Below are 25,334 nucleotides of genomic sequence, written 5' to 3'. Positions count from 1 at the left end.
CTCCTCTAAATCTGTCTGGCGGGGCCCAACTAGGTCGCAGTTAATGTCCCCATTCGCACGATTGGGGACGTTAACTGCGAGTTAGTTGGGTGGGGCGGGGGTTTCGTCGGTGGGCGTGTGCGTGGTGTCCATTTCGCGGAAGACCTGCTGGGCGGTTTTGAAGGCGCTGTTGGCGGAGGGGACCCCGCAGTAGATGGCGGTCTGCAGCAGGATTTCCTTGATCTCGTCCCGGGTCAAACCGTTCGTGAGGGCCGCGCGGATGTGCATGGCCAGCTCTTCCCAGTGCCCGTGCGCCACCATCGCGGTGATGGTGACGGCCGAGCGCATTTGCCGGGTCAGACCCGGGCGGGTCCAGATGCCACCCCACGCGATCCGCGTAATCATGTCCTGGAAGTCCTCGGTGAATTCGTCCTTGTTCGCGTTGGCGCGGTCCACGTGCGCCTCGCCCAGGACTTCGCGGCGGACCACCATGCCGCCGTCGTAAATCTCCTGGCCGGTGGCCCCGGGCTGGACCACGCCGTGGCGGGAACTGTCGGTGCTCATGCGTTTGCTCCATTCGATTCGGCCCAGGCCAGAAGCCCGCGCATCAGCTCCGCCACGTGTGCGGGCGCCTCGGCGGGAGCCAGGTGCGCCACGCCCTCGAGCGTGACGGCGGTGGCGGTGCCGCCGCCGGCGGTGATGCCTGCGGCCACTTCCTGAGCGGCCGACGGCGGGGCCACACCGTCCAGCGCTCCTGCAATGACCTGGGTGGGGACGCGGATGCTGCCCAGTTCCCCACGGACATCGAAGGCTGCCAGCGCTTCACAGCAGAAGGCGTAGCTGAAGCGGTCGGCGTCGCGGAGGGCGTGAAGGAGACGGCTGCTCAGCTCGGGTTCGCGCTCCATAAAACCGGGGGCGAACCAGCGCTCTGCCGAGCCCTGGATCATCACCGGAGTGCCTTGGTCGCGCACCGTTTCGGCCCGCTCCAACCACCCCTCCGGCGTGCCCAGCTTCGCGCCGCTGCACTGTACGGACAAGCTCTTCAGCCGTTCGCCGTGTTTGATGCCCAGCTGCAGGCCGGTGGCTCCGCCCAAGGAAACACCGGAGTAGTGGAAGGACTCGCCGGGGGCGATGGAGTCCAGAAGGTCCACCACTGAGTCAGCCAGCGCCCCGACGTCGAACGCTTCCGTAGCCGCAGGTGAAACACCGTGGCCGGGCAGGTCCCAGGCCACCACGTCATAGTCGTTGCCCAGCAGGGACGCCGCCCGGTTCCACAGGACGGACGAGGTGCCAAGGGATGGGCCCACCACCAGCAGCGGGTGGTCGCCCAGGGACCGCTGAGGCGACAGCAGGGCAGCTTTCAAGGCAGGTTTAGCCACGGTGGGCTCCGTTCGCTTCGGTTGTTGCAGATGCTGAAAGGACAAAGTCCGGGTAGGCGTCAAGAACCCGCCGGGAGATCTCGGCGGCCTCACCCAGGTAGCTGGCCGGGTTGAGTAGTTCCTCCAGCCGGAGGTCGGGAAGCGCCCCTGCGGGGACGGCTTCGCGGAGCAGCTTGCGGTAGGTGGCGCCCTGTTCAGAAGCCGGTGCCTGCAGGGTCTGGTCCACCACGGCCTGGAGCTGCTGCTTGCCGGTGCGTCCGTCCTTGTCCTCCAGTAGGGGCGCGACGGCGGCACCCACTCCCTCGGCCAAAAGCAGCGGACCGGCGAGGTCCAGGTTGCGGCGCATGGCGTCCGGGAAAACCTGCAGCCCCTCGGCGAGCTCCCGGACGTGGCCGGCCGCGCCGAGTGCCAGGGACAGGAGCTGCCGGAGGGCCGGCCACTCGGTGTGCCAGGCCCCGTCCGGGCGCTCGTCATTGAAGTTCGCGGCGGCCAGATGCAGTTGCGCTACCAGTTGGGGTGCCTGCAGCGCTGCGCTGCGGACCAGCACGGACAGCACGGGGTTCTGCTTCTGCGGCATGGCTGAAGAAACGCCACGGCCGGCGGCCCGCGGCTCGGCCAGCTCACCCACCTCGGGACGGCTCAGGAACAGGACGTCTGCGGCGATCTTGCCGAAGGAATCCAGCACTGCGGCAAGGCCATGGCCGAGCGACGTGATGGCCAGCCGGTTCGTGTGCCAGGGAACGGCGGCGGAGGCCAAACCCAGCTGGGTGGCCAGTGCATCCGCCAGGCTGAAGGGCGTCGCCGTCGAACCGGAGGTCAGGGCGGTTCCTGCCGCCAAGGTGCCCGCGGCACCGCCGAACTGGACCGGGAACTCAACGTTTTCAAGGTACCGGCCGGCGGCGGCCGCGCCGTGGAACCACTGCGCCGCCCGGAGCCCGAACGTATAAGGCAAGGAATGCTGCGTCAAACTCCTGCCCACGCACAGCGTGTCCACATGCCGTTCCGCCAAGGTGGCGAGCGCCGTCGTCGCGCCTTTCAGCTCCGCCAGCAGCGCCTCGACGGTGTTCCGGGCAACCAGCATCAGCGCGGTGTCCAGCACGTCCTGGCTGGTCAGGGACGTGTGCACGGCTTTCGCGGCCCCGACGTTGGCGGTATCGAGCGCCGCGACCTGCTTGCGCAGATCGGCCAGCAGGGGGATCACCGGGTTGCCGCCGCCCTGGGCGCGGTACGCAATGTCGGCAGGATCGTACCGGCCCGCCTCAGCTGCGGAGGAGACGACGGCGGCAGCTCCGGAGGGTGCCAGACCCGCCTTCTCCAGCACGGCAGCCCAGCCGGACTCGACGCCGAGGATCGCCGCCAGCACTGCACGGTCGCCCGTCAGCGCCCCCAGCAAGGGCGACGCCGAAACGGGGTTGAGCAAACCGACGTCATTCACTGGAAGTCCAGGAAAACTGTCTCGCCCTCGCCCTGAAGGCGGATATCAAACGTGAGGCCGCCGTCGGCATCCCGGCGCGCGATCAGCGTCCTGCGGCGCTCCGGCTCCAGCGAGCTGAGCAGGGGATCGCTGGCCAGCGCCTCCTCGTTTTCCGGCAGGTAGATGCGGGTGAAGAGGCGGTTGGTCAGGCCGCGGGCGAACAGCGCCACTGAGATGAACGGCGCAGCGCCCGGCTTGGTGGGGCCGGGGTTGACGGTGGTGAAGGTGAACACGCCGCTGTAGCCCACGGCGCCGCGGCCCCAGCCGGTGAAGGTGTAGCCGTCGCGGACCAGGGAGCCGGTTTGCTGGATGACATTACCCTCGGCGTCCGGCTGCCAGATTTCCAGGATTGCGTCCGGAACGGTCTCGCCGGCGCCGTCGTACACGGTGCCCTGGAGGCGGATGGAACCGGGCGAGCCCGGGGCCAGGAGTTCGTTGTCCTTCTCGAACGGCAGGGCATAGCCGTAGAACGGGCCAACGGTCTGGCCGGGGGTGGGGACAAGCTGGGTGGTCTGGTTGCTCATGTGCTTATTCCTCTTCACTCTCGTCGCCTGCTGTGCCAAACGCCTCGTTTTCGGTCCACGTCCGCTTGGGACCGGTCAGGACGATGTCCCAGTTGTAGCCCAGCGCCCACTCCGGCTCGGTGAGGTTGTGGTCGTAGTTGGCCACCAGCCGGTCACGGGCGTCCTGGTCCACGATGGTCTGGTAGATCGGATCCAGCGGGAAGAGCTGGTCGCCGGGGAAGTACATCTGGGTGATGATGCGCTGGGTGAACTCGGTGCCGAACAGCGAGAAGTGGATGTGCGCCGGGCGCCAGGCGTTCAGGTGGTTCTTCCAGGGGTAGGCGCCGGGCTTGATGGTGGTGAACCGGTAGGAACCGTCAAGGCCGGTGATGCAGCGGCCGATGCCCGTGAAATTGGGGTCGATCGGGGCCGGGTGCTGGTCGCGCTTGTGGATGTACCGGCCGGATGCGTTGGCCTGCCAGATCTCCACCAACTGGCCAGCAACAGGGCGGCCGTTGCCGTCCAGCACCTTGCCTGCCACGACGATCCGCTCACCCTGGGGCTCGCCGTTGTGCTGGATGGTGAGGTCCGATTCCAAAGCATGCACGTCCTGGTGGCCGAACGCCGGGGAATACAGTTCGATGGTTTCCGGGTCCGTGTGGTGCAGGCTTTTGGTGGGGTGGCGCAGGATGCTGCTGCGGTAGGGCGCATAGTCCAGCCGGGGCTGGGTTTCAGCCGGCGCACCGTCCTTGAGGGCCCGGGCGTAGGCGTCGGCGAGTCCGTTAATCTCTGCACTGAGATCAGCCTGGGTCTCGACGGCGCGGTCCAGGGTCACGTGCGCGGCGTGGGGTTCGGCGGCCGGTACGAGCTCTTCGGTGGGCTGGGTGTTGACGTCCTGCGGCACGGCTGGCTCCTTTCGTGGGGTTTCCTAGGTGGTGTGGTTCAGACGCGGCGGAGCGAGTCGTATTGGACTGCGTGGCGGACCGGAGCGTTGGGCGCCCCGTAGCCGTCGTAGTTGCCGCGGCGTTCCACCATTTCGAAGAACACACTGCCCACGGTGGCCGTGTAGAAATGGAGGAATTCCCCGCTGGCGTCCCGGTCGTACAGGAGGTTGAGCTCCCGAAGGGTGGCCAGGAATCCCGGTTCAAGGTCGAAACGGGCGTCCAGGTCCTCGTAGTAGTTGGCCGGAATCTGCAGGAACTCCAGGCCGCGGTCCCGGGCGGACCTGGCGGCGGACACAAGGTCGTCCACAGCGAACGCGATGTGTTCCTGGTACGTTTTGTGCGCCTGCTGGGCCGGCGCCTGCTGGTTGGGTGCCAGGTTCAGGACCAGCCGCACCGCGCCGTCGGAGGTCTGCATGACCTGCGAGCGCACCAGGCCGCTGGGGCTCGGCACCTCCGCGAACGGCTGCGGCTCAAGGGCGAGTGCGCTGGTGTAGAAGAGGACGGCTTCGTCGAAGTGCTGCCAGGGCTGGGCCAAATTGACGTGGTCGATGACCGCGCCCGGCCCGGTGCTGCTGCCGTGTTCAAGCCCCTCGCCGAACTCATGGGTCCAGGCGGCGGTGCCGTCCGGGCTGCCCTGGCACAGGAAAATTTCTGTGGAGTCCGGGGCGGAGATGCCCTGGAAGACTTCCTCGTCGGCCTGGACCTTGCGCGCCACCACCGGCGCCTTGAGCTGCTGGGCCCGCGCGGAGGCAATCACGGGCGAATCGACGTCGAACCCCAAAGCGGCGATGGCCGGCTCCGAGTGGGACGCCGCCTGCTCGTTGATGATGACGCGCGCCTGGCCCATGCTCCAAAGCTGGACGTTCTTGGTGCGGTGCCGTCCCTCAAAGGCAAAACCAAGCTGGCCCAGGAGTTTCTCGAGTTGGACGGTGTCGTCCGCCTTCACCTCTGCGAAGTTGAAGCCGGCCGGCTCGCTCACCTTGGGCAGCGTAGCCAGTTCCATGGGGTAACGACGGCGGGACGCGGCACCGTTGGCGGCTGCCCCTTCAGCTGAGGTGTCAACGAGCCATTTGGCGCTCTGTTCCGCAAGCCAGATCAGCGAGCGCATGGCATCCACGGCGGTGCGCTCAACATCTGACTGGCGGAAGACGTCGTTGAAGACTTCTAGGGAAACCGGGCCGGTGTAGCCGGCGCGGACCACGTGGCCCATGAACTTGGCGAGCTCGAACTGGCCTTCGCCCGGGAAGACCCGGTAGTGGCGGCTCCAGGACAGCACGTCCATGGAGAGCTTCGGGGCGTCGGCCACCTGGACGAAGAAGATCTTGTCCGCGCTGATCTTCTCGATCGCCGACGTGTCCCAGTCGCGGGAGAGGATGTGGAAGGAGTCCAGGCAGGTGCCGAAGTTGGGGTGGTCCACCAGCTCGACCAGCCGGTACGCGTGCTCGTAGTCGTTGACGTATTTGCCCCAGGCCAGGGCCTCGTAGGCGACATTAACGCCGTGGTCCCCGGCCAGCTCGGCGAGTTCGGTGAGCTGCGAGGCGCGGAGGGCGTCGTCGTCGATGGTGGCGGTGGCAACGTTGGAGCAAACCAGGATGGTGTCCATGCCCAGCCGGGACATCAGCTTGAACTTCGCTTCCGCCCGCCGGAGGTTGGCCTTCAGCAGGTCCGGGGTGACGCCTTCGAAATCCCGGAACGGCTGGTAGAGGTCCAGTCCCAGGCCCAGGTCGGCGGCCATCTTGCGGACGTCCTCGGGGCTCAGGGGCGAGGTGACCAGGTCCTGTTCAAAAATTTCGATGCCGTCAAAGCCCGCGACGGCGCAGGCCTGTATCTTTTCCTTCAAGGTGCCGGACAGGCAGACAGTGGCGATTCCCGTACGCATCAGGCGGCCACCCCTTCGGCGGCAACGAGTTCGAGGAAGTGCGAGCGCATGCGGTCCGGATCAGGCTCCAGGCCCGTGAAGATGCGGAATGCGTCGGCTGCCTGGCCCACCGCCATCCGGCCGCCGTCCAGCACATCGCAGCCCCTGGCACGGGCAGCCCGGACCAGCTCGGTGTCGATGGGGCGGTAGACGATGTCCGCTACCCAGTGGCGGGATTCCAGCAGGTCCAGGTCCAGCGGGACGCCGGGGTGCGCGGCCATGCCCACCGGGGTGCAGTGCACCAGGCCGTCGGCCAGCGGCATCAGCTGCGAGAGCTCCGTCGTCGTACGCGCTGTGACGGTGCTGTCCGGGAAGAACCCGGCCAGTTCGGCGGCGCGGGCAGCACCGCGGTCAGCATCCATGTCCACGAGGTCCAGGTGGCGGACTCCGGCGGTGAGCAGGGCGTAGGCCACCGCGGACCCGGCGCCGCCGGCTCCGAGCTGCACCACACGGTTTAGCCGGGCGCCGGGAAGACCGGAGGCGAGGGCGGCCCCGAAGCCGGAAAAATCGGTGTTGTGGCCCACGAACCGGCCGTTGTGGATCACCACGGTGTTGACGGCCCCGAGCCGCAGCGCATCCGGCGACACCTCGTCCAGGTGCTGCAGGACCAGCTGCTTGCAGGGGTGGGTGATGTTCAGCCCGTTGAAGCCGAGGCTGCGCGCGCTGTGGAGCAGCTGGCCCACGGATTCGCCGGGAAGGCCCAGTTCCAGGAGGTCGATGGGCCGGTAAAGGTAGCGCAGGCCCTGCACATCACCTTCGCGTTCGTGCATGGGCGGGGTGAGTGACGGCATCACGCCATCGCCGACCAGTCCCACCAGGTAGGACTCAGTTCGATTACTCATCCGTGCAGCTCCTTTGATACGGCCACTTAGGCAGCCGCTTGGCAAAGCCAGCTGCTTGGTGTTGGGATTTACGATACATGACATGTTCACTCACCGCACTGTTGTTCAACATACGAACGAGGCGGTGGACTAGCAGTGCGAGGCCAGCACCCTTACCGCTGCGGCAACCTGGCGGCGAGCTCCGCGGCCGCTTCCTGCAGCAGGGGAACGTGCGCCTCAAGCTCCTCAAGGCTCATGCGGAAAACAGGGACGGCGGTGGCCAGCGAAGCGAAGGCGTTCCCCTGGTCGTTCAACAGCGGCACCGCCACGGCTCGCATGCCGGCCTCGTTCTCCTCATCCATCACCGCGTACCCGCGACGCCGGACCAGTTCAATTTCGGCGCGGAAGTCGTCGCGGCTGGTGATGGATTTTTCCGTGAGCGGCTCAAGCGGAAGTTCCGCGAGGAGCTTTTCACGCTCGGCGTCCTCGGCGAACGCCACCAGGGCCTTTCCGACGGCGGTGGCTGACAGGGAGCCCAGATGGCCGGGGTCGCTTGTGACCCGGAAGATTTGGGGGCCGTCCACTTTGTTCACGGTGAGGTGGTGGTGGCCATCGCGGACGCTGAGGATAGTAGCCTCGCCCGTCTGCTCGGTGACTCGGCGAAGGACGGGCATGGCAGTCCCGGCGAAGCCGTGGTGGTTGGAAACCCGCTGCCCGAGCTGGAAGATCCGCAGGCCCAAGTGGTAGCGACGGCCCTCGGCCTCGTAATCCACAAAGCCGTCCCGGGTGAGGGAGCCCAAGAGCCGGTAAGTGGTACTGAAGGGCAATTGTGCCCGGCGGGAGATCTCAGCCGCACTCGCCCCGCGCGGTTCGTCACCTAGCAGGACCAGGAGGCCCAGGGCCTTGCCCACCATGTCCGTCCGATCGGATGCCCGCCCCGCCTTCGGAGGAGTTTCATCTTCAGTGACGTCATCGGCTGCTGTGTCTTGGTTCACACTCATCCTTCGATGTTGCCACAATGTGAGAGCTATTTCTAGATGGTGATTATTTTCTTGACAAGTGACAGGGACCACAGCCACCATTGCTGTATCGCACAAGTAGCTCCCACAATGTGGCTACTGTCCGGGTTCTTCCCGCACCTCCAGCCGTGCCGCGCCAAGCCACCACACCTAGGCCGCGCCGGCTGCGAGTCCCTGATCCATCCGCGACAAAGTCGTCACATCAAAGGAACTCCATGAGCCAGATACTTCCGTCCGCCGAGCCAGGCACTGCTGCCCCGGCCGGGACGCCGAAGAAAGCAGCCCTCGCCAGCTTCCTGGGCAGCGCCGTCGAATACTACGACTTCTTTATCTTCGGTTCCGCCGCCGCCCTGATCTTCCCCACGGTCTTCTTCCCGGATGCTGACGCCAACGCGGCCATCATGTCCTTCGCCACCTTCGGGTTCGCCTACGTGGCCCGACCCGTCGGCGCCGTGATCCTGGGCCACTTCGGCGACCGGGTAGGCCGGCGGAAGGTCCTGATGTTCACCCTCCTCCTAATGGGCGCCTCCACCTTCCTGATCGGCTGCCTCCCGGACTTCAACACCGTGGGCTGGTGGGCACCTGCACTGCTGGTACTGGCCCGGCTCTGCCAGGGCCTTTCCGCCGCAGGCGAGCAGGCCGGAGCCTCCTCCATGACGCTTGAACACGCCCCGGACAACCGGCGCTCCTTCTTCACCTCCTGGACCCTCACCGGCACCCAGGGCGGCCAGATCCTCGCCGCCCTCGTCTTCATCCCCGTCCTGGCCCTCCCGGATGACATCAAGTACGGCATCGGCTGGCGGATCCCCTTCTGGCTGAGCGCCGTCGTGGTAGTGGTTGCGTTCTTTATCCGCCGCACCCTGCACGAGCCGCCGGCCTTTGAGGAAGCCCAGAAGACCGCCCAAATTTCCAAGCTCCCCGTCGCCGACCTCCTCAAGGGCCACTGGCGCGACGTCCTCCGCGTGATCTGCTGCGCCTTCATTGCCGCTGTCTCCACAGTGTTCGGCACCCTCGCCATCAGCTACGCCAAAACCGTTGCCGGCGTGGACGGCACCACCACCCTGTGGCTGGTGGTGGGTGCCAACCTGGTGGCACTGGGCACACAGCCGCTGTTCGGCATGCTGGCGGACAAGATCGGCCGCAAGCCCGTCTTTATCTACGGCGCCCTGGCCAGCGCCGCGCTGACGCCCGTTTTCCTGCTCAGCCTGGAATCCGGCAGCGTACCTCTGATGTTCCTGGCCGCCATCGGCTTCTTCTCGTGCGGCTACGCGGCCTCCAACGCCGTCTGGCCGTCGTTCTACGCCGAGATGTTCAGCACCAAGGTGCGGTTCTCAGGTTTGGCCATCGGCACCCAGCTGGGCTTCCTGATGGCAGGATTCGCGCCTGCCATCGTGGCGGCCATGGGCGGCATCAAGCCCGGAGGCTGGGTGCAGATCAGCATCTTCACCGCCGTCATCTGCACTGTGGCAGCCGTCTCCGCCCTCACCGCCAAGGAGACGTTCAAGGTTCCCACGAAGCAACTCGGCCTGAAGTAATCTGCCGGGGGCCGCGCTGCTCCCCGAATCCTTCCGCGCAAAGCCCGCCCTGCTTCTGAAGCGGCGGGCTTTCCGCTGCCCGAGGCAGCTACTGAGCAGCCACGTCATCAATTCACGCTTTGCCGGAAGGGAAGGCTACCCTAAGTCGTCCCCTTTTTTATTTCTGCCCTTCCCACGGCAGCCCTGCAAGGCGGTTTTCTGTGCGTTCCTACCTCCGTCCCCGCGTCCTGATGGCCGCGGCGGCTGCCCTGACCCTGAGCGGCTGCGGTTTCAGCGGCACCCAGACCCAGGCCTCGCAGCCCGCCGCAGCTGCGGACACCAGCCAGCGGATCGTCGTCGACAACTTCCGGGCACCGGTCGCGAACTGGGCTGTCGAGTCCGACGCCGCCTACATCCTGTCCCTGTCCGGCTGCCTGGAGACGCTGACCACCTTCAACCAGGCGGAGAGCAAGGTCCTCCCCTCGCTGGCCACCGAGTGGAAGCAGACCTCACCCCTGGACTGGGATTTCAGCATCCGCCAGGGCGTCAAGTTCCAGGACGGCACGGATCTCACCGCAGAGTCAGTGGTGTCAGCGCTCAACCACGTGCTGGACGCAAAGGTTCCCGCCCGCGCCTTCAACCGCACCATGATCAGCAGCGTCACCGCGGTGGACGCGCAGACCGTCCGCGTCAGCACGCCGGCCGAGAACCCGCTGGTGCCGTACCGGCTGGCCAGCGTGAACACCGGAATCCTGGCGCCCGCCGCCTACAAGGCCGAAGGCCTGGACCCGTTCGGCCACTGCACCGGTCCTTTCACTCCCGTCTCCGAGAAGGCTAAACAGTCCCTCACTTTGGACCGCAACGAGAACTACTGGGGCGGCGACGTGCAGCTCGCCGGCGCCGAAGTCCGCTTCATCACCAACGGCGCCACCCGCGCCGCACAGGTGCAGACCGGCGAGGCGGACATCTCTCTGTCCATCCCGGTCGCGAGCCTTGCCGCGCTGAAGGCGGACGACGGCGTCTCCGTGCTGGGTGCCGATTCCCCCCGCACTGCCACCATGTACATGAACAACGGCCGCGCACCGCTGGACAAAGTGGAGGTCCGCAAGGCAATCCGCGACGCGCTGGACCTGGACGCCCTCGCTGCCAGTGTCTACGAGGGTGCCGCCCTGCCCGCCACCGGCCCGTTCGCACCCTCCGAGCCATGGGCCGGCGAAAAGCAGGACAAGCAGCAGCAGAACGTTGAGGAAGCCCGCAAGCTGCTCGCCGAGGCCGGCTACACCGCCGACCGCCCCCTGGAGATCATCGCCATCGTGGAGCGCGCCGAATTCGCCGACGTTGCCGCCGTCGTCCAGGAAAACCTGAAGAACATCGGCATCCCGGTCACTATCGAGTCCAAGGAATACGCCTCGGCGGAGCCGGACGTCCTGGCCGGGAACTACGACATGCTGCTCAGCCAGCGGAACCGGCTGATCGACATCGCCGACCCCATCGGGTTCCTCACCGCGGACTACACCTGCAAAGGCACCTACAACCTGAGCCACTTCTGCGACCCGGAGTACGACCGGATCATCGCCGAAGCCGCGACAACCGTGGACACGAACGAGCGCTACAAGCTGTACGCGGAGGCAGGCCAGATCCTCCAGGACAAGGCAGTCAACGCCTGGCTGGTCAACGAACAGGCAACCGACGCGATCCGCACCAACGTCCTCTCCTACGTCCAGGACCCGCTGTCCCGCTACGTCCTGACGGCGAAGACGGCCAAGGCCGCGTCCTAGTCACGTTCCCCGAAGCTCCCGCGAATGCTGCAGTTCATCACCAAACGGACGGCCACCCTGGTGGCCGCCGTTGTGGTGTCCTCTTTCGCGGTCTTCCTGATCCCGTACTTCACGCCAGGTGATCCGGTGCGGAAAATCATCCGGTCACGGGTGGCGGGGGACGCCGTCGACGAGTCCGCGGTGCAGGGCCTCAGCGAAAGCCTCGGCCTGAACGACCCCCTAGCCGTCCAGTACTTCCGTTGGCTGGGGGACTTCTTCAGTGGCGACATGGGGCTGTCCTTCGTCAGCCGCACGCCCGTGGCCGAGCAGGTGCTTCCGGCGCTCTCCGTCACGCTCAGCCTGGTCACCATGGCACTGGTCCTCGCCGCGGCGGTATCGCTGCCGCTGGGGATCATTGCCGGACTGCGGCCGGGAAGCGCCCCGGACAAGGCCATCACCGCCGTCACGCAGGCCTTGATCGCCATGCCGGAGTACTGGGTAGCTCCCGTGCTGGTGCTGGTCTTCGCCCTGAAGCTGTCCGTCCTGCCCACGGCGGGCTGGAACGACCTCTCGTCCGCCGTCCTGCCAGCCCTGACCCTGGCCCTGCGCCCCATCAGTTTCTTCACCTCGGCCGTCCGGGCGGGCATCATTGACGCAGCCGCCGCGGAGCACGTGCCGGCCGCCCGGGCGCGCGGCCTGAGCCAGGGCCAGGCCATCCTCCGTCACGTGGTGCCGAACGGCCTGGTGCCGCTTTCCACATTGTTCGCCGTGTGGTTCGCGGGGCTGCTGGGCGGATCGGTGATCGTGGAAGTCATTTTCGCGGTGCCCGGCATGGGCCGGCTGCTTTTCGACGCCGTGGTCAACAGCGACATCCCGCTCGCCCAAGGGGGCGTGGTGGTAGTGGTGGCCCTCGCCGTCGGTGTGACCACCCTGGCGGACTTCGTGCACCGGTTCCTCAGCCGCACGGTGGGAGCCTCCCTTGCGTAGATGGTTGAACGCCAGCACCCTGGCCGCGGCGGTGCTTGCCCTGATTGTGCTGGCGGTGCTGCTGGCCCCGTGGATCTCGCCCTACCCGCCGGCGGAGCAGAATTTGGCGGAGCGCCTGGCTCCGCCCTCGTCCGGGCACTGGCTGGGAACGGACAACCTGGGCCGGGACACCCTCAGCCGAATCCTTGAGGGCGGCCGATTCTCCATGTCCGTGGCCGCACTGGCCACGCTGCTGACGTGCCTGCTGGGAGTCGCCATCGGCATCCTCAGTGCAAGGCGGCGCGGCTGGGTGGATGAGTTCCTGACCCGCACCAATGACGTCCTGCTTGCCCTGCCGGAAATGGTGGTGGCGCTGTTCATTGTGGCGGCGCTGGGCACGGGCTTCGGGCCGCTGCTGCTCGCGCTTGTGGTCACCGGGTGGACGCCCTTTGCCCGGCTTGCCCGCACCCTGGCGTACGACGTCTCGGCCCGCGGCTTCGTTGACGCCGCGCGCGTGGTGGGCTGCCCGCCGTCGTTCATTGTCTTCCGGCATGTCCTGCCACACCTCGCAGCCCCGATTCTGGGCCAGGCGACGCTCCGGTTTGGGCACCTCCTCATCAGCGTGGGCGCCCTGTCCTACCTGGGCCTGGGCGTTCAGCCGCCGCAATCGGACTGGGGTTCCATGCTGGCGGCGGCGCAACCGTTCGCGGACCGTGCCCCGCTGGGAATCCTCGCCCCGGGCCTGGTCATCTTCACCGTGGCCCTGTGCGTGACCCTGATCGGTCAGCGGGCCGCCCACATGGCTGCGGCGCCGCTGCTGATGCCGCAGGCAGCAGGCTCATGAGCGCGCGGCTGGTCCTGGATGACCTGGCGGTGAGCCATAGAGCTTCCGACGGCGGGAACTCCGGCAAGCGCATCCTCTCCGGAGTCTCCCTGTCCGTTGATCCGGGTGAGTTTGTTGCGCTTGTGGGCAGTTCCGGTTCGGGCAAGACGCTGACCGCGATGTCCTGCCTGCAGCTGCTGCCGCCCAGCCTGGACATCACCGGCGGTTCCATCCAGCTCGGGGACCTCGACCTGACCCGCGCGTCCGAACAGGAGCTCAACTCGGTGCGCGGCGGCCGGCTGGGGATGCTTTTCCAGCAGCCCAAGCGGATGTTCAACCCGAACCGGACCGTTGAGCAGCACCTTAGGGAGCCGCTGCGCCTGCACGGGGGCCTGCGGGGCGGGAAGGCCCGCAGCAAGGCGCTGGAGCTGCTTGAGGAGGTGGGCTTCACCGATCCGGTGAAGGGGATCCGGGCGTACCCGCACCAGCTTTCCGGCGGCATGGCCCAGCGGGCGATGACCGCCCTGGCACTGGCCGGACAGCCCCGCATGCTGCTGGCGGATGAGCCGACGTCGGCGCTGGACAAGGTGCTGGAACGCCAGATCCTGCAGCTGCTGGACCGTGAACGCCGGGAACGCGGCCTGGGTATTCTCTACATCACGCACAACATCGCCTCCGTTGCCGCCTTCGCGGACCGGGTCCTAGTGATGAACTCCGGCAGCATTGTGGAGGCCGGACCCGCCGGTGCGCTCCTTACCCGACCCAAGTCTGCCTACACCCGCGAACTGCTGGCCGCCGCCCGCCTGGCGCCGGAGTCCCGGCGTCGTCCGCCGTCCAGGGAACGCGAGATCCTGGTACTGAAGGGCGTGGGGAAGCACTTCGGGTCGAGGCGGAAGCTGGGCCATGCCGCGCTGCAGGACGTCTCGCTGACTCTCCGGCGCGGGGAAATCCTGGGCGTGCTGGGCCAGTCGGGGTCCGGCAAGAGCACCTTGGCGAAGGCCATCGTGGGCCTGGAAACGGCCAGCACGGGGACCATCACGCGGCAGCTGGACCCTGCCGGGTCACGTGAGGCTACCGCCGTGCAGCTGGTGTTCCAGGAACCGCACGGCGCTTTTGACCCGAGGATGACACTCCGCACCAGCCTGCAGGCCCCGCTGCGGGCACACCATGACCTTTCGCCGGAACAGCGGGACGAGCGGATCACCGCCGCCATGGCAGAGGTGGAGCTGGATGTCGCGCTGCTGGACAAGCGGCCGGGGCAGTGCTCGGGTGGCCAGCTCCAGCGCGCCACGATCGCGCGTGCCTTGCTGCTGGAACCGCAGGTCCTGATCTGTGATGAAGCCACCTCGGCACTGGACGCCCTCACGCAGCGCACCATCCTCAATTTGCTGCTGCGACTGCAGCGGGAGCACAACCTGTCCCTGATCGTCATCTCGCATGACATGGACGTAGTGCGGTACATGTGCGACCGGGTTGCCGTGCTGCTCGAGGGCCGCGTAGTTGAAGTGGCGGAAACCAAAGACTTCTTCGCGGCGCCGCAGCACCAGCACAGCCAGGCGCTCGTGGAGGCCTCGATCCCGTGCCGGGCGGATGGGATGTGGAGCGTCCTGGATGTTGCCAAGCCGTAGGTGGTTGTCCGGAGTCCGGTAGGGTGCGTAGGCGAGCACTTATTGGGGGAAAGTCATGAAACTGCTTCGTCGTGCGTTGGTCCTGGTCTTACTTATGGCAGGGGTTAGCGGCTGCACCTACTCCGGCCAGGCCCCGGAGGGACCAAATGCGCCCACCGGTGTGACTGCGCCTTCCGCTCCCGCCCCGTCCACGGCGCCGATGACTCTCGGGGGAAAGTTCCAGTCCCAGGCTGCGGTTACCACCGGTTCTGCCACTCTCCGGGTCACGGATGCAGGCGCAGTGCTGCAGCTCAAAGACTTTGCAACTGAGCAGGGCGGGGACCTCCGCCTCATGCTCAGCCCCGGAACGTTAAGCCCTGATGCGAGTGGAGGGCTGGGATTGACCTCGACCACCCTCATTGATGTAGGTCCGCTCGATCACACGGCCGACCAGCGGGTGGACATGGATAGCAGGATGTGGTCCACCCTGCCGGAACCAGTCCGGAGCGTGGTGATTTACGACATTGCGGACCGGACCGCGTTTGGCACCGCGAACTTAGTGGCCTTGCCGCCAACTCCGGACAGCTAAGCAAGCCCTACCGATTTGTTATAGCCGCAAGTCAGGGGAACTCCGGCGCTGTCTGCAGGTGTGGGAACCGTTTTGTCAGACCCCCTGCGATGCTTTCAGTATGGAAAGCGGACCTATCCCGGCATCCATGGCACGGAAGCTTGTGGCCAACGGGACCGGCTCGTTCTACCGGGTGCTGGTGGACCCGCGGGACGGGGCACCGTTGGAGATTGGCCGCACCAGTTACCGGGTCAGCAAGGCGATGCGGAACTGGCTCAGTTTGCGGGACGGCAAATGCCCCTTCCCCGGCTGCAGCAACAACTCCCTCGACAACGAAGCAGACCAAATCCTCGCCTGGCACAAGGGCGGCACCACCGGCATGAGCAACCTCGGCCAGCCGTGCCGCAAACACCACAAACTCCGGCACACCAGCGGCTGGAAACCCACCCCGGCCACAATGAACGAACCACCGCGCTGGATCTCACCGAGCGGCCGGCACTACAAAAGCGAACACCATTACTGGGAACCACCCCATGGCCGGACCAACTGCAACCGGAACCCCGCTACGGCCGCCCCGTCTCCAGCACCGACGCCAGGTCAAAGTTGACCGGTTCCTCCAGCTGCGCGTAGGTGCACGATTCCGGGTCCCGGTCCGGCCGCCAGCGGTTGAACTGGGCGGTGTGCCGGAACCGGTCACCTTCCATGTGGTCGTACCGGACCTCCACCACCAGCTCCGGGCGCAGCGGCACGAAGGAGAGGTCCTTCCCGGCGCTCCAGCGGCTGCCTTCGGCTTTGCGCGGGGTCCGTTCCCCTTCCTCCTGCTTGCCCCACGCCCACGGGTGGCCGTCGAAACCAGTGACCAGCGGCTGCAGCTGTTCGTACAGCTCCTGTCGCCGCTTCATGGGGAAGGCGCCGATCACGCCCACGCTGGCCAGGGCGCCGTCGTCCGTGTACAGGCCCAGCAGCAGCGAGCCGATGGCGTCCGGTCCGCTCTTGTGAACGCGGTAACCGGCCACCACACAGTCAGCGGTGCGTTCGTGCTTGGTTTTGAACATCACCCGCTTGTCCGGCTGGTACCGGCCGTCCAGCTGCTTGGCGACAACCCCGTCCAGGCCTGCCCCCTCAAACTGCCGGAACCACTGTTCGGCCGTGTCCTTGTCCGTGGTGGCGGCGGTGAGATGAACCGGGGCTTTGCTGGCCGCGAGCGCCTTCTCAAGCGCCGCCCGCCGCTCGGTGAAGGGCCGGTCCGTGTAGTCATCATCACCCAGGGCCAGCAGGTCGAACGCCACGAAACTGGCCGGTGTCTGGGAAGCGAGCAGTTTGACCCGGCTGGCCGCGGGGTGGATGCGCTGCTGAAGGGCGTCGAAATCCAAGCGGTCCCCTGAGGCACCCACCAGTATGATCTCACCGTCAATCACACAGCGCGGCGGCAGGTTTTCCTTCAGCGCCTCAACGAGCTCGGGGAAGTAGCGGGTCATGGGTTTTTCGTTGCGGCTGCCGATCTCCAGGTCGTCGCCGTCACGGAAAATGATGGACCGGAAGCCGTCCCATTTCGGCTCATAACTGAGGTCCCCATCCGGGACGCCGCTGACGGCCTTGGCGAGCATGGGCGGGACGGGCGGCATCACGGGAAGTTCCATGTGCCCATTCTTGCCCGGAGGCGGCCGCTCGCGGAACCCCGGCGCCCTGGCAGCCGGCCGGGCTTACCCAGCCAGAAGCCAGACAATCAGGACAAGTACAGGGGCGGCCGCCGCCGTCGAAATGAGGATGCTTTCCCGCGCCACCGCGACTCCCTTGCCGTATTTGCTGGCAAACAGGAACACATTCTGGGCGGGCGGCAACGCCGCCATCAGCACCACGCCCAGGAGCATGTGCTGGTCCAGGTTGAACAGGAAGCGGCCGACGACGAACGCCACCGCGGGCATCACCGCGGACTTCAGCGCGGTGGCAGTCAGGATTTCCGCCGTGTGCCCGCCGCTTTGCAGCATGCGGGTGCCGCGCAGGGACATGCCGAAGGCGAGCAGCACCACCGGGACTGCCGCGCCGCCCAGCAGGGTGAGGGGCGCCATCACCGGATCGGGAAGTTCCACGTTGAACGCGGCCAGGACCACGCCCAGCAGGGAGGCGATGATCATGGGGTTCCGGAACGGCTGGGTGAGCAGCAGCCGCGGTGAAAACCGGCCGGCCTCGGAGAGGTCCAGCACGGTAAGGACCAGCGGGGCAAACAGAAGCAGCTGGACCAGCAGGACTGGCGCCACCGGGGTGGCATCTCCCAGGGCATACAGCGTAATGGGGATGCCGATGTTGTTGGCGTTCACGTAGGAACTGGCCATCGCGCCGATAGTGGTTTCAGCCAGCGGCCGGCGGAACCACAGCCTGCTGGAAAGGATGTAGAGCAGGGCAGTGGCCGCCGCCGTTATCAGCGCAAGCGGCACGTAAGCGGAAAAGACCGTGGTGATGTCCGATTCCAGCACCACCGTGAACAGCAGGACGGGGTTGGTGATGAAAAAGGCAGTACGGGTCAGTGCCGAGACCGTGGGCTCCCCACCCAGCCCGCACCGTGCGGCTATGTACCCCACTGCAATGACGACGCCGATCACCGCCAGCCCGATCAGCACACCGCCCACGAGTGGTACTTCCTTCCAGTCCGCCGCCTGCGCAGGAGATCCTGGACGCGCAGTATCACAAGTTACAAACTTATCTGACAAGTGGCGTGGCTACGGCACGCGGGCCCAGCCCCGGCGAGGAAGGTTAGAAAATCCTCGACACAGCACCACGACGGACGGTAGAGGTTAACGATGGTTACTGTCGGCTTCCACGCCTCCCACGAACAGATCAGTCCCGGCCAACTGCTCAAAGACGTCCAGCACGCGGAACGTGCGGGCTTCGACGCGGCCATGTGCTCGGACCACATTGAGCCGTGGTCCGCCCGGCAGGGTCACTCCGGGTTCGCCTGGTCGTGGCTGGGGGCTGCGCTGGCCACAACAAAGCTGCGCTTCGGAGTGGTAACAGCGCCGGGGCAGCGGTACCACCCGGCCATCATCGCCCATGCCTCGGCCACCCTCGCCAGCATGTTCCCGGGCCGCTTCTGGATGGCCACGGGGAGTGGCGAAAACATGAATGAACACATCACCGGGGACGCGTGGCCGCCTAAGGAAACCCGCCAGCGGCGGCTGGAGGAGAGCGTGGAGGTCATCCGGCGCTTGCACCGGGGCGAGGAGGTCACCCATCATGGCCTCGTCACCGTGGAACAGGCTCGGATTTGGGAGGTCCCGGACACTCCGCCGCAGCTCATTGCCCCTGCCATCAGTGTGGAGACAGCCCGTCGCGCTGCGGCATGGGCTGACGGCCTGGTCACCGTGAACCAGCCTCCGGGCAAGCTCAAGGAGATGCTTGCCGCCTACCGCAGCAACGGGGGCAGGGGAAAGGCCATCCTGCAGGTACACCTCTCCTGGGCTCCCGGCGAAGATGAGGCCACCGCCGTCGCGCTGGACCAGTGGCGCACCAACACCTTTGATCCGCCCATCCCGTGGGACCTCCCCACTGCCGGGCACTTCGACGGCGTAGGGAACCACGTGGGCGAGGACCAGGTACGCAAAACGGTGAACATCTCGGCCAGCCTTGACCGGCATGTTGAGTGGCTGGCCGGTTACGCGGACCTGGGTTTCGACGAGCTCTACCTGCACTTTGTGGGCCAGGAGCAGGAACGCTTCATTGATACGTTCGCGGGTGAAGTCCTGCCGCAACTGCGCCCTTCCCCCGCTTTGGCCACGTCTGCCGCCGCGACTGGTGCGGCAGCTGATCGCGGGACCGGCGCGTGAGAATCGCCGAGACCTCGGACCTGTGGTGGAAGAACGCGGTCATCTACTGCCTGGATGTTGAGACCTTCTTTGACGACGACGGCGACGGCACCGGTGATTTCGCCGGCCTCACCCAGCGCGTGGACTACCTGGCAGCGCTCGGGGTGACCTGCATCTGGCTCATGCCGTTCTACCCCTCCCCCGACCGGGACGACGGCTACGACGTCACCGATTTCTTCACCGTGGATCCCCGGCTGGGCACTATGGGGGACCTGGTGGAATTCATTCGCGCCGCCAAGGACCGGGGAATGCGGGTGATCGCGGACTTCGTGGTCAACCACACCTCGGACCAGCACCCGTGGTTCGTGGAGGCCCGGAAATCCACGGACAACCCGTGCCGGGACTTCTACGTGTGGCGGAGCGACACTCCCCCGGACACGTCCTCGGAGGTGGTGTTCCCCGGCGAAGAATCGTCGCTGTGGACCCAGGATGACGCCACCGGGGAGTGGTACCTGCATATGTTCGCGAGGCACCAGCCGGACCTGAACGTCGTTAACCCGGCCGTGCGGAACGAAATCGCAAAGGCGATGGGCCTGTGGCTGGAACTCGGCCTGGACGGTTTCCGGCTGGACGCGGTGCCTTTCTTTTTGGAGACCCGGGGCCAGCCCAAGGACGAGGCCGCAAACCTGGATCCGCACGGCTACCTGACGGCGCTGCGGAGTTTCGTCAGCCGCCGGAATGGAAGCGCGGTGCTGCTGGGCGAGGTAAATTTGCCGTACAAGGAGCAGCTGGAGTACTTCGGCGGGCCGGAGGGCAACGAACTGAACATGCAGTTCGACTTCATGACCATGCAGCACCTCTACTTGTCGCTGGCGCGGCAGGACGCGAGGCCGCTGGCCGAGACGCTCAAGAGCCGCCCGGCGCTCCATCCGGACAACCAGTGGGCAATGTTCGTGCGCAACCATGACGAACTCACCTTGGACAAGCTCAGCGACGGCGAGCGCGGGGAGGTTTTCGCCGCCTTCGGCCCAGAGAAGAACATGCAGATTTACGGGCGCGGCCTGCGCCGCCGGCTTCCGCCGATGCTGGGCGGGGACCCGGAACGCCTGCGGATGGTGTACTCGCTGATGTTCTGCCTCCCCGGCACCCCGGTGCTGTTCTACGGCGAGGAAATCGGCATGGGCGAGGACCTCAAGCAGAAGAGCCGCGCCGCGGTGCGCACCCCCATGCAGTGGAGCGACGAAAAGAACGCCGGCTTCTCCAGTGCCAGGGCCTCAGACCTGGTGGCGCCGCTGGTGCGCGGGGACTATGGGCCGGACCGGGTCAACGCCGCCGCCGCGAAGCGCGACCCTGATTCGCTGTTCAACTTCATGACCACCCTGATCCTGCGGTACCGGGAATCGCCGGAGCTGGGCTGGGGCGATTTCGCCGTCATCGACCAGCCCGAACCCGCCGTCTTCGCGCACACCTGCAGCTCCGACGGCGGCACTGTGGTCCTCCTGCACAACCTCGGCGAGGAACCGGTGAAGGTGGCCGGCAAAGCCGGCCCGGAGGACGGGCCGGCGCAGGCGTTCAAGGGCGCCATCCTGCTGGACCTGTTCGACGGCGACAACGTGCCTTTGGAGCCCGACGGCGGCTTCACGGTGGAGCTGGGACGTTACGGTTACCGGTGGTACCGGGTGCACGGGAAAGGTGACCGGCTGGCGCCCTGAGCGTGCGGAGATTGGCGCGCGTGAATCCGGCGGGGCGGCGCGGCAGCAGTTAGGAAGCCCAAGTCCCGGTCACGACGGCGGTCAGCGGGCGGAGGACGCCGCCAACAGGCGTTCAGCTTCGGCCAGGATGCGCTCCCTCACCGGCAGGGACGCCGTTACTGTGCGCCGGCCTTCCTGCTCCTGGTCGCGGATGCCCACCGCAAGGGCACTCATCAGGTCCGCGTCCTCCTTCGTGGCAAGGTCGCTGCCGATGAGCTGGACCAGCACCTTCAGGCCGGCCAGGCGGCGCTGCGGGTCGGCGTCGTTCAGCGCGGAGTCAATGGCCCATTGCGCACGCTTCCACCACTGGTCCCGCCGGTCTGCCCGCGAGCGTTGCCGGTACGTCAGGTAGGCCACCAGAACCACGCCAAACGTGGCCAGCGGCGCTATGGCCGCCGCACCCAGCAAGGCGGCCCGGATCCCTTCGAAGATCTCCATGGCACCACCTTAGGGCCGGGCTGTCCTGGCCCGCCGCCGGGAAACAGTACCGGCTTCAAGAACTAACCAGCGCCTAACCCTCACGAAACCAGCGCGCAACATTGGCCGTCCACACTGAGTAGTGCAGGCAAGAGCCGGCACCAGCTCCAGCCAGGAGGCCCCCCATGTTGAAGGAAGCAGCAGCCCATGTAACCAGAGTCCGCGCCCTGGACCAGCTCCGCCGCGGCGATGAAATTGAAGCCCGCCTCTCGGTAGGCCCTTCCTACGATGACGTAGTGGTCCGGCGCGGCAGCGTCCAGGAAACAGCGCCAGGCATCGGCGTGGTGTGGATCCTGGACGGAATCACCGGCCTCCGCAAAGCAATCAATACCGACGAATGCAGCGTATGGCGAATCGCCTGACATGTTCGCGCGCAGTTGCGCTTCCCAGGGCCCTCAGTTTCGCAGCGGCGGGTGTAGTCAGTAAGGACTGCCCGCCGCCCCCGAAGCATGGCCCTGCAGAACCGCGTTTCAGCCTCCGGCCACTGACTGGATGACCAGCACCTCCTGGCCGGGCGCCACCTCCGTTTCCAGGCCCTGCAGGCGCCGCACCTCGTCACCGCCCACATAGATGTTCACGAATCGGCGCAACGCGCCTGTTTCGTCGCGAAGCCGCCTGGCCAACACAGGATAGCCGGCAGTCACAGAGTCCAGCAGTTTCACCACCGACACCGGCCCGTCGGCGGGCGCAGTCAGTACGGACTGCCCGCCGGCGAAGGGTTGCAGGACGCCGGGAAGAACAACGCTGATCTCAGGCACCGGCCACCACTGCTGCCCGGACGCACAGCACATCCGGCAGATGGGCCACCACCTCGGCGAACGTCTCCCCCTCGTCCGCGCTGGCGTAAACGGTGCCGCCGCGGGTGCCAAAGTAGACACCGGCGGGTTCCGCTGTATCCACGGAGGCGGCGTCGCGCAGCACGCTGTTGTACTCCCCTGTTGGCAGCCCGTTGCTGAGCCTCTTCCAAGTGCCGCCGGCGTCGTCCGTGCGATGGACTGCCAGCTCGCCGTTGGGCGGGATCCGCTCGCCGTCGGCCTTGAGCGGGACAACCCAGGCGGTACCTTCCCGGCGGGGATGGGTCAGCATCACGAATCCGAAGTCGGCCGGCAGGCCTTCGGCGATGGAGTTCCAGCTCTCGGCGTTGTCATCCGTGCGGTAGACGCCGTGGTGGTTTTGGGCGTACAGGCGGCCGTCGACGGCGGCGTCCGCGGCAATTTTGTGTACGCACTGGCCGAACTCGGGGTTGGGGTCCGGCATGAAGTAGGCGGAAATTCCACGGTTGCGGGCTTCCCAGGAGGTGCCGCCGTCGAGCGAGCGGTACACGCCTCCGGTGCTCATAGCCACATGCACGGTTTCCCGGGCGGGGTGGACCACGATGGAGTGGGCAGCGGCGCCGCCGTAGCCGGCGCCCCATTCGCTCCGGTGGGGGTGGTCCCACAGGCCACGGTTAAGTTCGAAGTGTTCGCCGCCGTCGGTGGACTTCCAGACCGAGATGGGCTCGGCTCCTGCCCAAACCACACCCGGACGGGACTCGGCATCCGGATAGATCTGCCAGATCCGCTCCAGTGCGGCGCCGGTATCCTCGGGGAATTTTATGGCGCCCTGCTCGGGCTCCGTCCAGGTGGTGCCAAGGTCATCGGAATGGGCAACGGTAGGTCCCCAATGCTCGTTCCGGACCCCGACCATGATCCGGGTGCGGCCTTCCCGGGTGTCGATGCCGATGCTGGGGATTTCAGCCATCAGGAAGTGCGGGCCGGTGAAGGACCATTGGCGCCTGTCCTGGCTGGTGGCCAGCCACAGGCCTTTTTTGGTCCCGATCGCTAAGACAAAACTCTCTGCGGTTGTCATGCCCCCCATGCAACCACCGCCCCGGGCGGCCCGCAACGGTTTTCTTTGCCATCCGGGCCGTCCTGGCGGGTGTTAGTCAACGAACTCCGACTGGGTTTCAATGAAGTCCCAGTCCGCTGCCGTCAGGGCTGCCGCCGGGCTATCCGGGTGGGGGCCACCTGCGTCCGCGATGCCTTGCAGCACTGGGAGCGGAAGTTCCTCGGCGCGAAGGTTTTCCCGCAGCCATTCCTTGCTTGCAAGGTCCAAGTCCAGCCACCACATGAAAATTTCCATGCCCTCACGCCCTTTCATCGGTTGATTCAACGGTAGGCGCGGGCAGGACGGGCTACAAGGTATTGGGGCGGCACCAAGTGGCGCATCCGATTTTTTCGGGTACCGGCAAGTAACCAGGCTGCCAGGAGCACGCCAAAGACGAGTAGTCCCTACTCGCGACTGGCAACAGCGGCCCAACCTAGCCTGAAAACTCAAGCAAGCTGACCGTGCTGCTGGGGCAATCGGTGCATTCGCTGGTCCTCCTCCTCATGGTCAATTCCACGCCAAAAACTGGGGAGAATCAGTATGAAACTAGCCATAACAACCTTGGGGGTGCTGGGCCTGGCGGCACTTGCCGTCGCCGCTCCAGCCGTGGCGGACCGCGGGGGTGACGACGACGACAAGGTTGTCGTCTGCCACGCCGGTTCGGGCTCCAACTCCGGGCACTTCAGCGCCATCACCGTTGCCGTCCCGTCGCTGAACGGCCATGACGAGCACGGCGCAGACATTATCCCGCCCAACGTTGGAATGGACTACGGACAGAACTGGGATGCGGTGGGGAGGGCCATCCATGCCAACGGATGCGTAGTTGCCGACGTTGACGTCCCGCCTGTTGTTCCGCCCGTCGTCGTACCACCCGTAGCGCCGCCGGTTGTTGTGAACCCACCCGTCGTCAACCCGCCCGTCGTCAACCCACCGGTCGTCAACCCACCCGTCATCAACCCACCCGTCGGCAACCCGCCGGTAGTGCACGCGCCTGTAGTTCCTCCCGTCGCAAACCAGCCCGTCGTCGAGAACCCGCCCGCGGGTGCACCTGCAGTCAACCCGCCCACGGTTGTTCCGCCGTCGACCGTCCCGGTGCAAGCCAACGCGCCTCACGCCGCAGCAGCGGCCCCCGTTGCCGGAGCCACTGCCAACGCAAGCCCCGGAACCAACCAGGGGTACAACGCCCAGACTGCCGTCGGCGGGTCTGACGGCGCACCGTCCTGGCTGGCCGGAGTGGGTGCACTGCTCGCAGCGGGAGGGGCAGTGGCATTCCGCCGCAAGTCCCGCATGCTGCCCTTGGACGGCTGACAAAGGCTAAGCCGCAGTTTGTGGCCACGACAAGGAAGGCGTCCCGCCAGTGCCCGGCGGGACGCCTTCCTTCCTTTCCCGATTCGCCGTTGCAACAGGTAAGGAACAGCATGTCCAAGGAACGCAGCAGGCACGCAGCCGCGAAGGCACGCCGGTGGAGGCGCTGGAACCGTGGCGACCTGGTCATTATCCTGTGCGGCATCCTGGCCTTTTTATCCATCACTTTCGGCGCCCCCTTGTTCCAACCGGCTGGATTGTCCCCCGGTGTTGGCGGGACAGCCGCTACCTCGCATCCCGCCGCCGACAGCTCCGTGGAACCCGAGCCCACGGCCGGCGCGGGGATACCGGCAGGAGTAACGCCAGCTCCCGCCGATTCCACTGTTCGGCAGGCGCCGCCTCCTGTCCTGCCGGCAGCATCGGCTCCGGTGCGCATCCGCTACGCGGCCGCCGCGTTCGACGTTCCGGTGCATGCGCTTGACCTGGACTCCAGCGCACGGAGCAGCCAAACGATCGTGCCCCCGGCCACTAAGGACGGTTACTGGCTGACCCCGTTCGGCACCCCGGGAAACGGCTCCGTCAACACCACTTATGTCATCGGCCACAGCTGGGAAGGCGCAGACGCACCTTTCAACCATCTGAGCTCAGCCGCCACCGTGGGCGACCTGTTCGAGGTGGACACCGCCGCTGGCACCATTCCGTACCGGGTGGACAGCGTAACCACGTACCTGAAGTCCGGCCTGAAAGACAGCCCCATCTGGGACATAGTGCCCAACCGGCTGGTCCTGATCAGCTGCTATACCGAAGATCCCTGGGGCAAAAACGTGGTGGTGACGGCTTCGCCTGCCAGATCCTGACCCTCC

General features: G+C 66.4%; 25 protein-coding genes and 1 pseudogene. 12 read left to right on the top strand and 14 right to left on the bottom strand.

The genetic code is table 11. The features are described from left to right. Positions 1 to 81: 81 nt before the first annotated feature. The 8 genes from pcaC to AC50X7_RS09065 form a co-directional block, all read right to left on the bottom strand. Positions 82 to 543, bottom strand: coding sequence for a 4-carboxymuconolactone decarboxylase (gene pcaC / locus AC50X7_RS09100; RefSeq protein ID WP_494978707.1), 462 nt, complete (start codon positions 541 to 543; stop codon positions 82 to 84). Then, the gene (locus AC50X7_RS09095; protein WP_494978706.1) at positions 540 to 1,358 is read right to left on the bottom strand and encodes an alpha/beta fold hydrolase; all 819 of its coding nucleotides are present in this window, start codon (positions 1,356 to 1,358) and stop codon (positions 540 to 542) included. Before AC50X7_RS09095 ends, pcaC begins: the two co-directional genes overlap by 4 nt. Then, a complete protein-coding gene (locus AC50X7_RS09090; RefSeq protein ID WP_494978705.1) occupies positions 1,351 to 2,793 on the bottom strand; it encodes a lyase family protein in 1,443 nt (480 codons plus the stop codon). The genes AC50X7_RS09095 and AC50X7_RS09090 overlap by 8 nt, the downstream gene beginning before the upstream one ends. After that, the gene (gene pcaG / locus AC50X7_RS09085; RefSeq protein ID WP_494978704.1) at positions 2,790 to 3,356 is read right to left on the bottom strand and encodes a protocatechuate 3,4-dioxygenase subunit alpha; all 567 of its coding nucleotides are present in this window, start codon (positions 3,354 to 3,356) and stop codon (positions 2,790 to 2,792) included. Before pcaG ends, AC50X7_RS09090 begins: the two co-directional genes overlap by 4 nt. 4 nt (positions 3,357 to 3,360) lie before the next feature. Further along, a complete protein-coding gene (gene pcaH / locus AC50X7_RS09080) occupies positions 3,361 to 4,239 on the bottom strand; it encodes a protocatechuate 3,4-dioxygenase subunit beta (RefSeq protein ID WP_494978703.1) in 879 nt (292 codons plus the stop codon). A 38-nt stretch (positions 4,240 to 4,277) separates the two neighbouring features. Continuing rightward, positions 4,278 to 6,158, bottom strand: a complete 1,881-nt coding sequence (locus AC50X7_RS09075) for a bifunctional sugar phosphate isomerase/epimerase/4-hydroxyphenylpyruvate dioxygenase family protein (protein WP_494978702.1) — start codon at positions 6,156 to 6,158, stop codon at positions 4,278 to 4,280. Next, entirely contained in the window at positions 6,158 to 7,039 is an 882-nt protein-coding gene (locus tag AC50X7_RS09070) for a shikimate dehydrogenase (RefSeq protein ID WP_494978701.1), read from the bottom strand. The genes AC50X7_RS09075 and AC50X7_RS09070 overlap by 1 nt, the downstream gene beginning before the upstream one ends. A 152-nt stretch (positions 7,040 to 7,191) precedes the next feature. Then, entirely contained in the window at positions 7,192 to 8,019 is an 828-nt protein-coding gene (locus AC50X7_RS09065) for an IclR family transcriptional regulator (protein ID WP_494978700.1), read from the bottom strand. Between the two features lie 233 nt (positions 8,020 to 8,252). Here AC50X7_RS09065 and AC50X7_RS09060 point away from each other — a divergent pair, with 233 nt between their 5' ends. The 7 genes and pseudogenes from AC50X7_RS09060 to AC50X7_RS09030 all read left to right on the top strand — a co-directional run. Beyond that, the gene (locus AC50X7_RS09060; RefSeq protein ID WP_494978699.1) at positions 8,253 to 9,572 is read left to right on the top strand and encodes an MFS transporter; all 1,320 of its coding nucleotides are present in this window, start codon (positions 8,253 to 8,255) and stop codon (positions 9,570 to 9,572) included. Between the two features lie 230 nt (positions 9,573 to 9,802). Then, positions 9,803 to 11,329 (top strand): ABC transporter substrate-binding protein, encoded by a 1,527-nt coding sequence (locus AC50X7_RS09055; protein WP_494978806.1) that lies wholly within the window; start codon positions 9,803 to 9,805, stop codon positions 11,327 to 11,329. A 24-nt stretch (positions 11,330 to 11,353) separates the two neighbouring features. Continuing rightward, the gene (locus tag AC50X7_RS09050) at positions 11,354 to 12,295 is read left to right on the top strand and encodes an ABC transporter permease (RefSeq protein ID WP_494978698.1); all 942 of its coding nucleotides are present in this window, start codon (positions 11,354 to 11,356) and stop codon (positions 12,293 to 12,295) included. Between the two features lie 4 nt (positions 12,296 to 12,299). Continuing rightward, a complete protein-coding gene (locus tag AC50X7_RS09045; RefSeq protein WP_494978697.1) occupies positions 12,300 to 13,118 on the top strand; it encodes an ABC transporter permease in 819 nt (272 codons plus the stop codon). Continuing rightward, a complete protein-coding gene (locus AC50X7_RS09040) occupies positions 13,115 to 14,725 on the top strand; it encodes an ATP-binding cassette domain-containing protein (RefSeq protein ID WP_494978696.1) in 1,611 nt (536 codons plus the stop codon). Before AC50X7_RS09045 ends, AC50X7_RS09040 begins: the two co-directional genes overlap by 4 nt. 160 nt (positions 14,726 to 14,885) lie before the next feature. Continuing rightward, positions 14,886 to 15,293, top strand: a complete 408-nt coding sequence (locus tag AC50X7_RS09035) for a DM13 domain-containing protein (protein WP_494978695.1) — start codon at positions 14,886 to 14,888, stop codon at positions 15,291 to 15,293. Between the two features lie 109 nt (positions 15,294 to 15,402). Next, positions 15,403 to 15,879: pseudogene (locus AC50X7_RS09030) on the top strand (HNH endonuclease signature motif containing protein); the annotation flags it as partial. Here AC50X7_RS09030 and AC50X7_RS09025 read toward each other — a convergent pair. Together AC50X7_RS09025 and AC50X7_RS09020 are read right to left on the bottom strand one after the other, a co-directional pair. Further along, positions 15,836 to 16,912: an ATP-dependent DNA ligase gene (locus AC50X7_RS09025; protein WP_494978694.1), complete on the bottom strand. Its 1,077-nt coding sequence runs from the start codon at positions 16,910 to 16,912 to the stop codon at positions 15,836 to 15,838. The pseudogene AC50X7_RS09030 and the gene AC50X7_RS09025 overlap by 44 nt on opposite strands. A gap of 63 nt (positions 16,913 to 16,975) precedes the next feature. Then, positions 16,976 to 17,899, bottom strand: coding sequence for an AEC family transporter (locus AC50X7_RS09020; RefSeq protein WP_494978693.1), 924 nt, complete (start codon positions 17,897 to 17,899; stop codon positions 16,976 to 16,978). Positions 17,900 to 18,070: 171 nt separating this feature from the next. Between AC50X7_RS09020 and AC50X7_RS09015 the strand changes: the two genes are divergently transcribed. Together AC50X7_RS09015 and AC50X7_RS09010 are read left to right on the top strand one after the other, a co-directional pair. Further along, complete coding sequence (locus AC50X7_RS09015; RefSeq protein WP_494978692.1) at positions 18,071 to 19,093, top strand: TIGR03885 family FMN-dependent LLM class oxidoreductase; 1,023 nt, start codon at positions 18,071 to 18,073, stop codon at positions 19,091 to 19,093. Then, positions 19,090 to 20,784, top strand: a complete 1,695-nt coding sequence (locus AC50X7_RS09010) for an alpha-amylase family protein (protein WP_494978691.1) — start codon at positions 19,090 to 19,092, stop codon at positions 20,782 to 20,784. Before AC50X7_RS09015 ends, AC50X7_RS09010 begins: the two co-directional genes overlap by 4 nt. Before the next feature lie 81 nt (positions 20,785 to 20,865). On the opposite strand, the gene AC50X7_RS09005 is transcribed toward AC50X7_RS09010, so the two are convergent. After that, positions 20,866 to 21,261: a hypothetical protein gene (locus AC50X7_RS09005; protein WP_307097617.1), complete on the bottom strand. Its 396-nt coding sequence runs from the start codon at positions 21,259 to 21,261 to the stop codon at positions 20,866 to 20,868. A 164-nt stretch (positions 21,262 to 21,425) separates the two neighbouring features. On the opposite strand from AC50X7_RS09005, the gene AC50X7_RS09000 reads away from it, so the two are divergent. Continuing rightward, on the top strand, positions 21,426 to 21,662 hold the full coding sequence (locus AC50X7_RS09000) for a hypothetical protein (protein WP_494978690.1): 237 nt from the start codon (positions 21,426 to 21,428) through the stop codon (positions 21,660 to 21,662). Positions 21,663 to 21,770: 108 nt separating this feature from the next. On the opposite strand, the gene AC50X7_RS08995 is transcribed toward AC50X7_RS09000, so the two are convergent. The 3 genes from AC50X7_RS08995 to AC50X7_RS08985 all read right to left on the bottom strand — a co-directional run bounded on the left by AC50X7_RS08995 (position 21,771) and on the right by AC50X7_RS08985 (position 23,421). Continuing rightward, on the bottom strand, positions 21,771 to 22,091 hold the full coding sequence (locus AC50X7_RS08995; protein WP_373461630.1) for a MoaD/ThiS family protein: 321 nt from the start codon (positions 22,089 to 22,091) through the stop codon (positions 21,771 to 21,773). Then, positions 22,051 to 23,157 carry a WD40/YVTN/BNR-like repeat-containing protein gene (locus tag AC50X7_RS08990; protein ID WP_494978689.1) on the bottom strand — a complete coding sequence of 369 codons (1,107 nt, stop codon included), beginning with the start codon at positions 23,155 to 23,157 and terminating at the stop codon, positions 22,051 to 22,053. Before AC50X7_RS08990 ends, AC50X7_RS08995 begins: the two co-directional genes overlap by 41 nt. A 63-nt stretch (positions 23,158 to 23,220) precedes the next feature. After that, on the bottom strand, positions 23,221 to 23,421 hold the full coding sequence (locus AC50X7_RS08985) for a hypothetical protein (RefSeq protein ID WP_494978688.1): 201 nt from the start codon (positions 23,419 to 23,421) through the stop codon (positions 23,221 to 23,223). Between the two features lie 285 nt (positions 23,422 to 23,706). Between AC50X7_RS08985 and AC50X7_RS08980 the strand changes: the two genes are divergently transcribed. Continuing rightward, entirely contained in the window at positions 23,707 to 24,474 is a 768-nt protein-coding gene (locus tag AC50X7_RS08980; protein ID WP_494978687.1) for a hypothetical protein, read from the top strand. Between the two features lie 110 nt (positions 24,475 to 24,584). Further along, a complete protein-coding gene (locus AC50X7_RS08975; protein ID WP_494978686.1) occupies positions 24,585 to 25,328 on the top strand; it encodes a class F sortase in 744 nt (247 codons plus the stop codon). Positions 25,329 to 25,334 lie beyond the last annotated feature (6 nt).

It is taken from the genome of Pseudarthrobacter sp. Hb11, assembly GCF_059383655.1.
The sequence above is the reverse complement of the archived record's forward strand: the minus strand, read 5'-3'. Positions and strand labels throughout refer to the sequence as shown.

What these genes read in the sequence shown, in the direction of transcription:
- AC50X7_RS08990 (WP_494978689.1), bottom strand. Translation starts at nt 23,157, where the DNA reads ATGGGGGGCATGACAACCGCAGAGAGTTTTGTCTTAGCGATCGGGACC.
- AC50X7_RS09055 (WP_494978806.1), top strand. Translation starts at nt 9,803, where the DNA reads ATGGCCGCGGCGGCTGCCCTGACCCTGAGCGGCTGCGGTTTCAGCGGC.
- AC50X7_RS09065 (WP_494978700.1), bottom strand. Translation starts at nt 8,019, where the DNA reads ATGAGTGTGAACCAAGACACAGCAGCCGATGACGTCACTGAAGATGAA.
- AC50X7_RS09000 (WP_494978690.1), top strand. Translation starts at nt 21,426, where the DNA reads ATGTTGAAGGAAGCAGCAGCCCATGTAACCAGAGTCCGCGCCCTGGAC.
- AC50X7_RS09015 (WP_494978692.1), top strand. Translation starts at nt 18,071, where the DNA reads ATGGTTACTGTCGGCTTCCACGCCTCCCACGAACAGATCAGTCCCGGC.
- AC50X7_RS09060 (WP_494978699.1), top strand. Translation starts at nt 8,253, where the DNA reads ATGAGCCAGATACTTCCGTCCGCCGAGCCAGGCACTGCTGCCCCGGCC.
- AC50X7_RS08995 (WP_373461630.1), bottom strand. Translation starts at nt 22,091, where the DNA reads ATGTGCTGTGCGTCCGGGCAGCAGTGGTGGCCGGTGCCTGAGATCAGC.
- AC50X7_RS08980 (WP_494978687.1), top strand. Translation starts at nt 23,707, where the DNA reads ATGAAACTAGCCATAACAACCTTGGGGGTGCTGGGCCTGGCGGCACTT.
- AC50X7_RS09050 (WP_494978698.1), top strand. Translation starts at nt 11,354, where the DNA reads ATGCTGCAGTTCATCACCAAACGGACGGCCACCCTGGTGGCCGCCGTT.
- AC50X7_RS09025 (WP_494978694.1), bottom strand. Translation starts at nt 16,912, where the DNA reads ATGGAACTTCCCGTGATGCCGCCCGTCCCGCCCATGCTCGCCAAGGCC.
- AC50X7_RS09075 (WP_494978702.1), bottom strand. Translation starts at nt 6,158, where the DNA reads ATGCGTACGGGAATCGCCACTGTCTGCCTGTCCGGCACCTTGAAGGAA.
- AC50X7_RS09040 (WP_494978696.1), top strand. Translation starts at nt 13,115, where the DNA reads ATGAGCGCGCGGCTGGTCCTGGATGACCTGGCGGTGAGCCATAGAGCT.
- AC50X7_RS09070 (WP_494978701.1), bottom strand. Translation starts at nt 7,039, where the DNA reads ATGAGTAATCGAACTGAGTCCTACCTGGTGGGACTGGTCGGCGATGGC.
- AC50X7_RS09005 (WP_307097617.1), bottom strand. Translation starts at nt 21,261, where the DNA reads ATGGAGATCTTCGAAGGGATCCGGGCCGCCTTGCTGGGTGCGGCGGCC.
- pcaG (WP_494978704.1), bottom strand. Translation starts at nt 3,356, where the DNA reads ATGAGCAACCAGACCACCCAGCTTGTCCCCACCCCCGGCCAGACCGTT.
- pcaC (WP_494978707.1), bottom strand. Translation starts at nt 543, where the DNA reads ATGAGCACCGACAGTTCCCGCCACGGCGTGGTCCAGCCCGGGGCCACC.
- AC50X7_RS08985 (WP_494978688.1), bottom strand. Translation starts at nt 23,421, where the DNA reads ATGGAAATTTTCATGTGGTGGCTGGACTTGGACCTTGCAAGCAAGGAA.
- AC50X7_RS08975 (WP_494978686.1), top strand. Translation starts at nt 24,585, where the DNA reads ATGTCCAAGGAACGCAGCAGGCACGCAGCCGCGAAGGCACGCCGGTGG.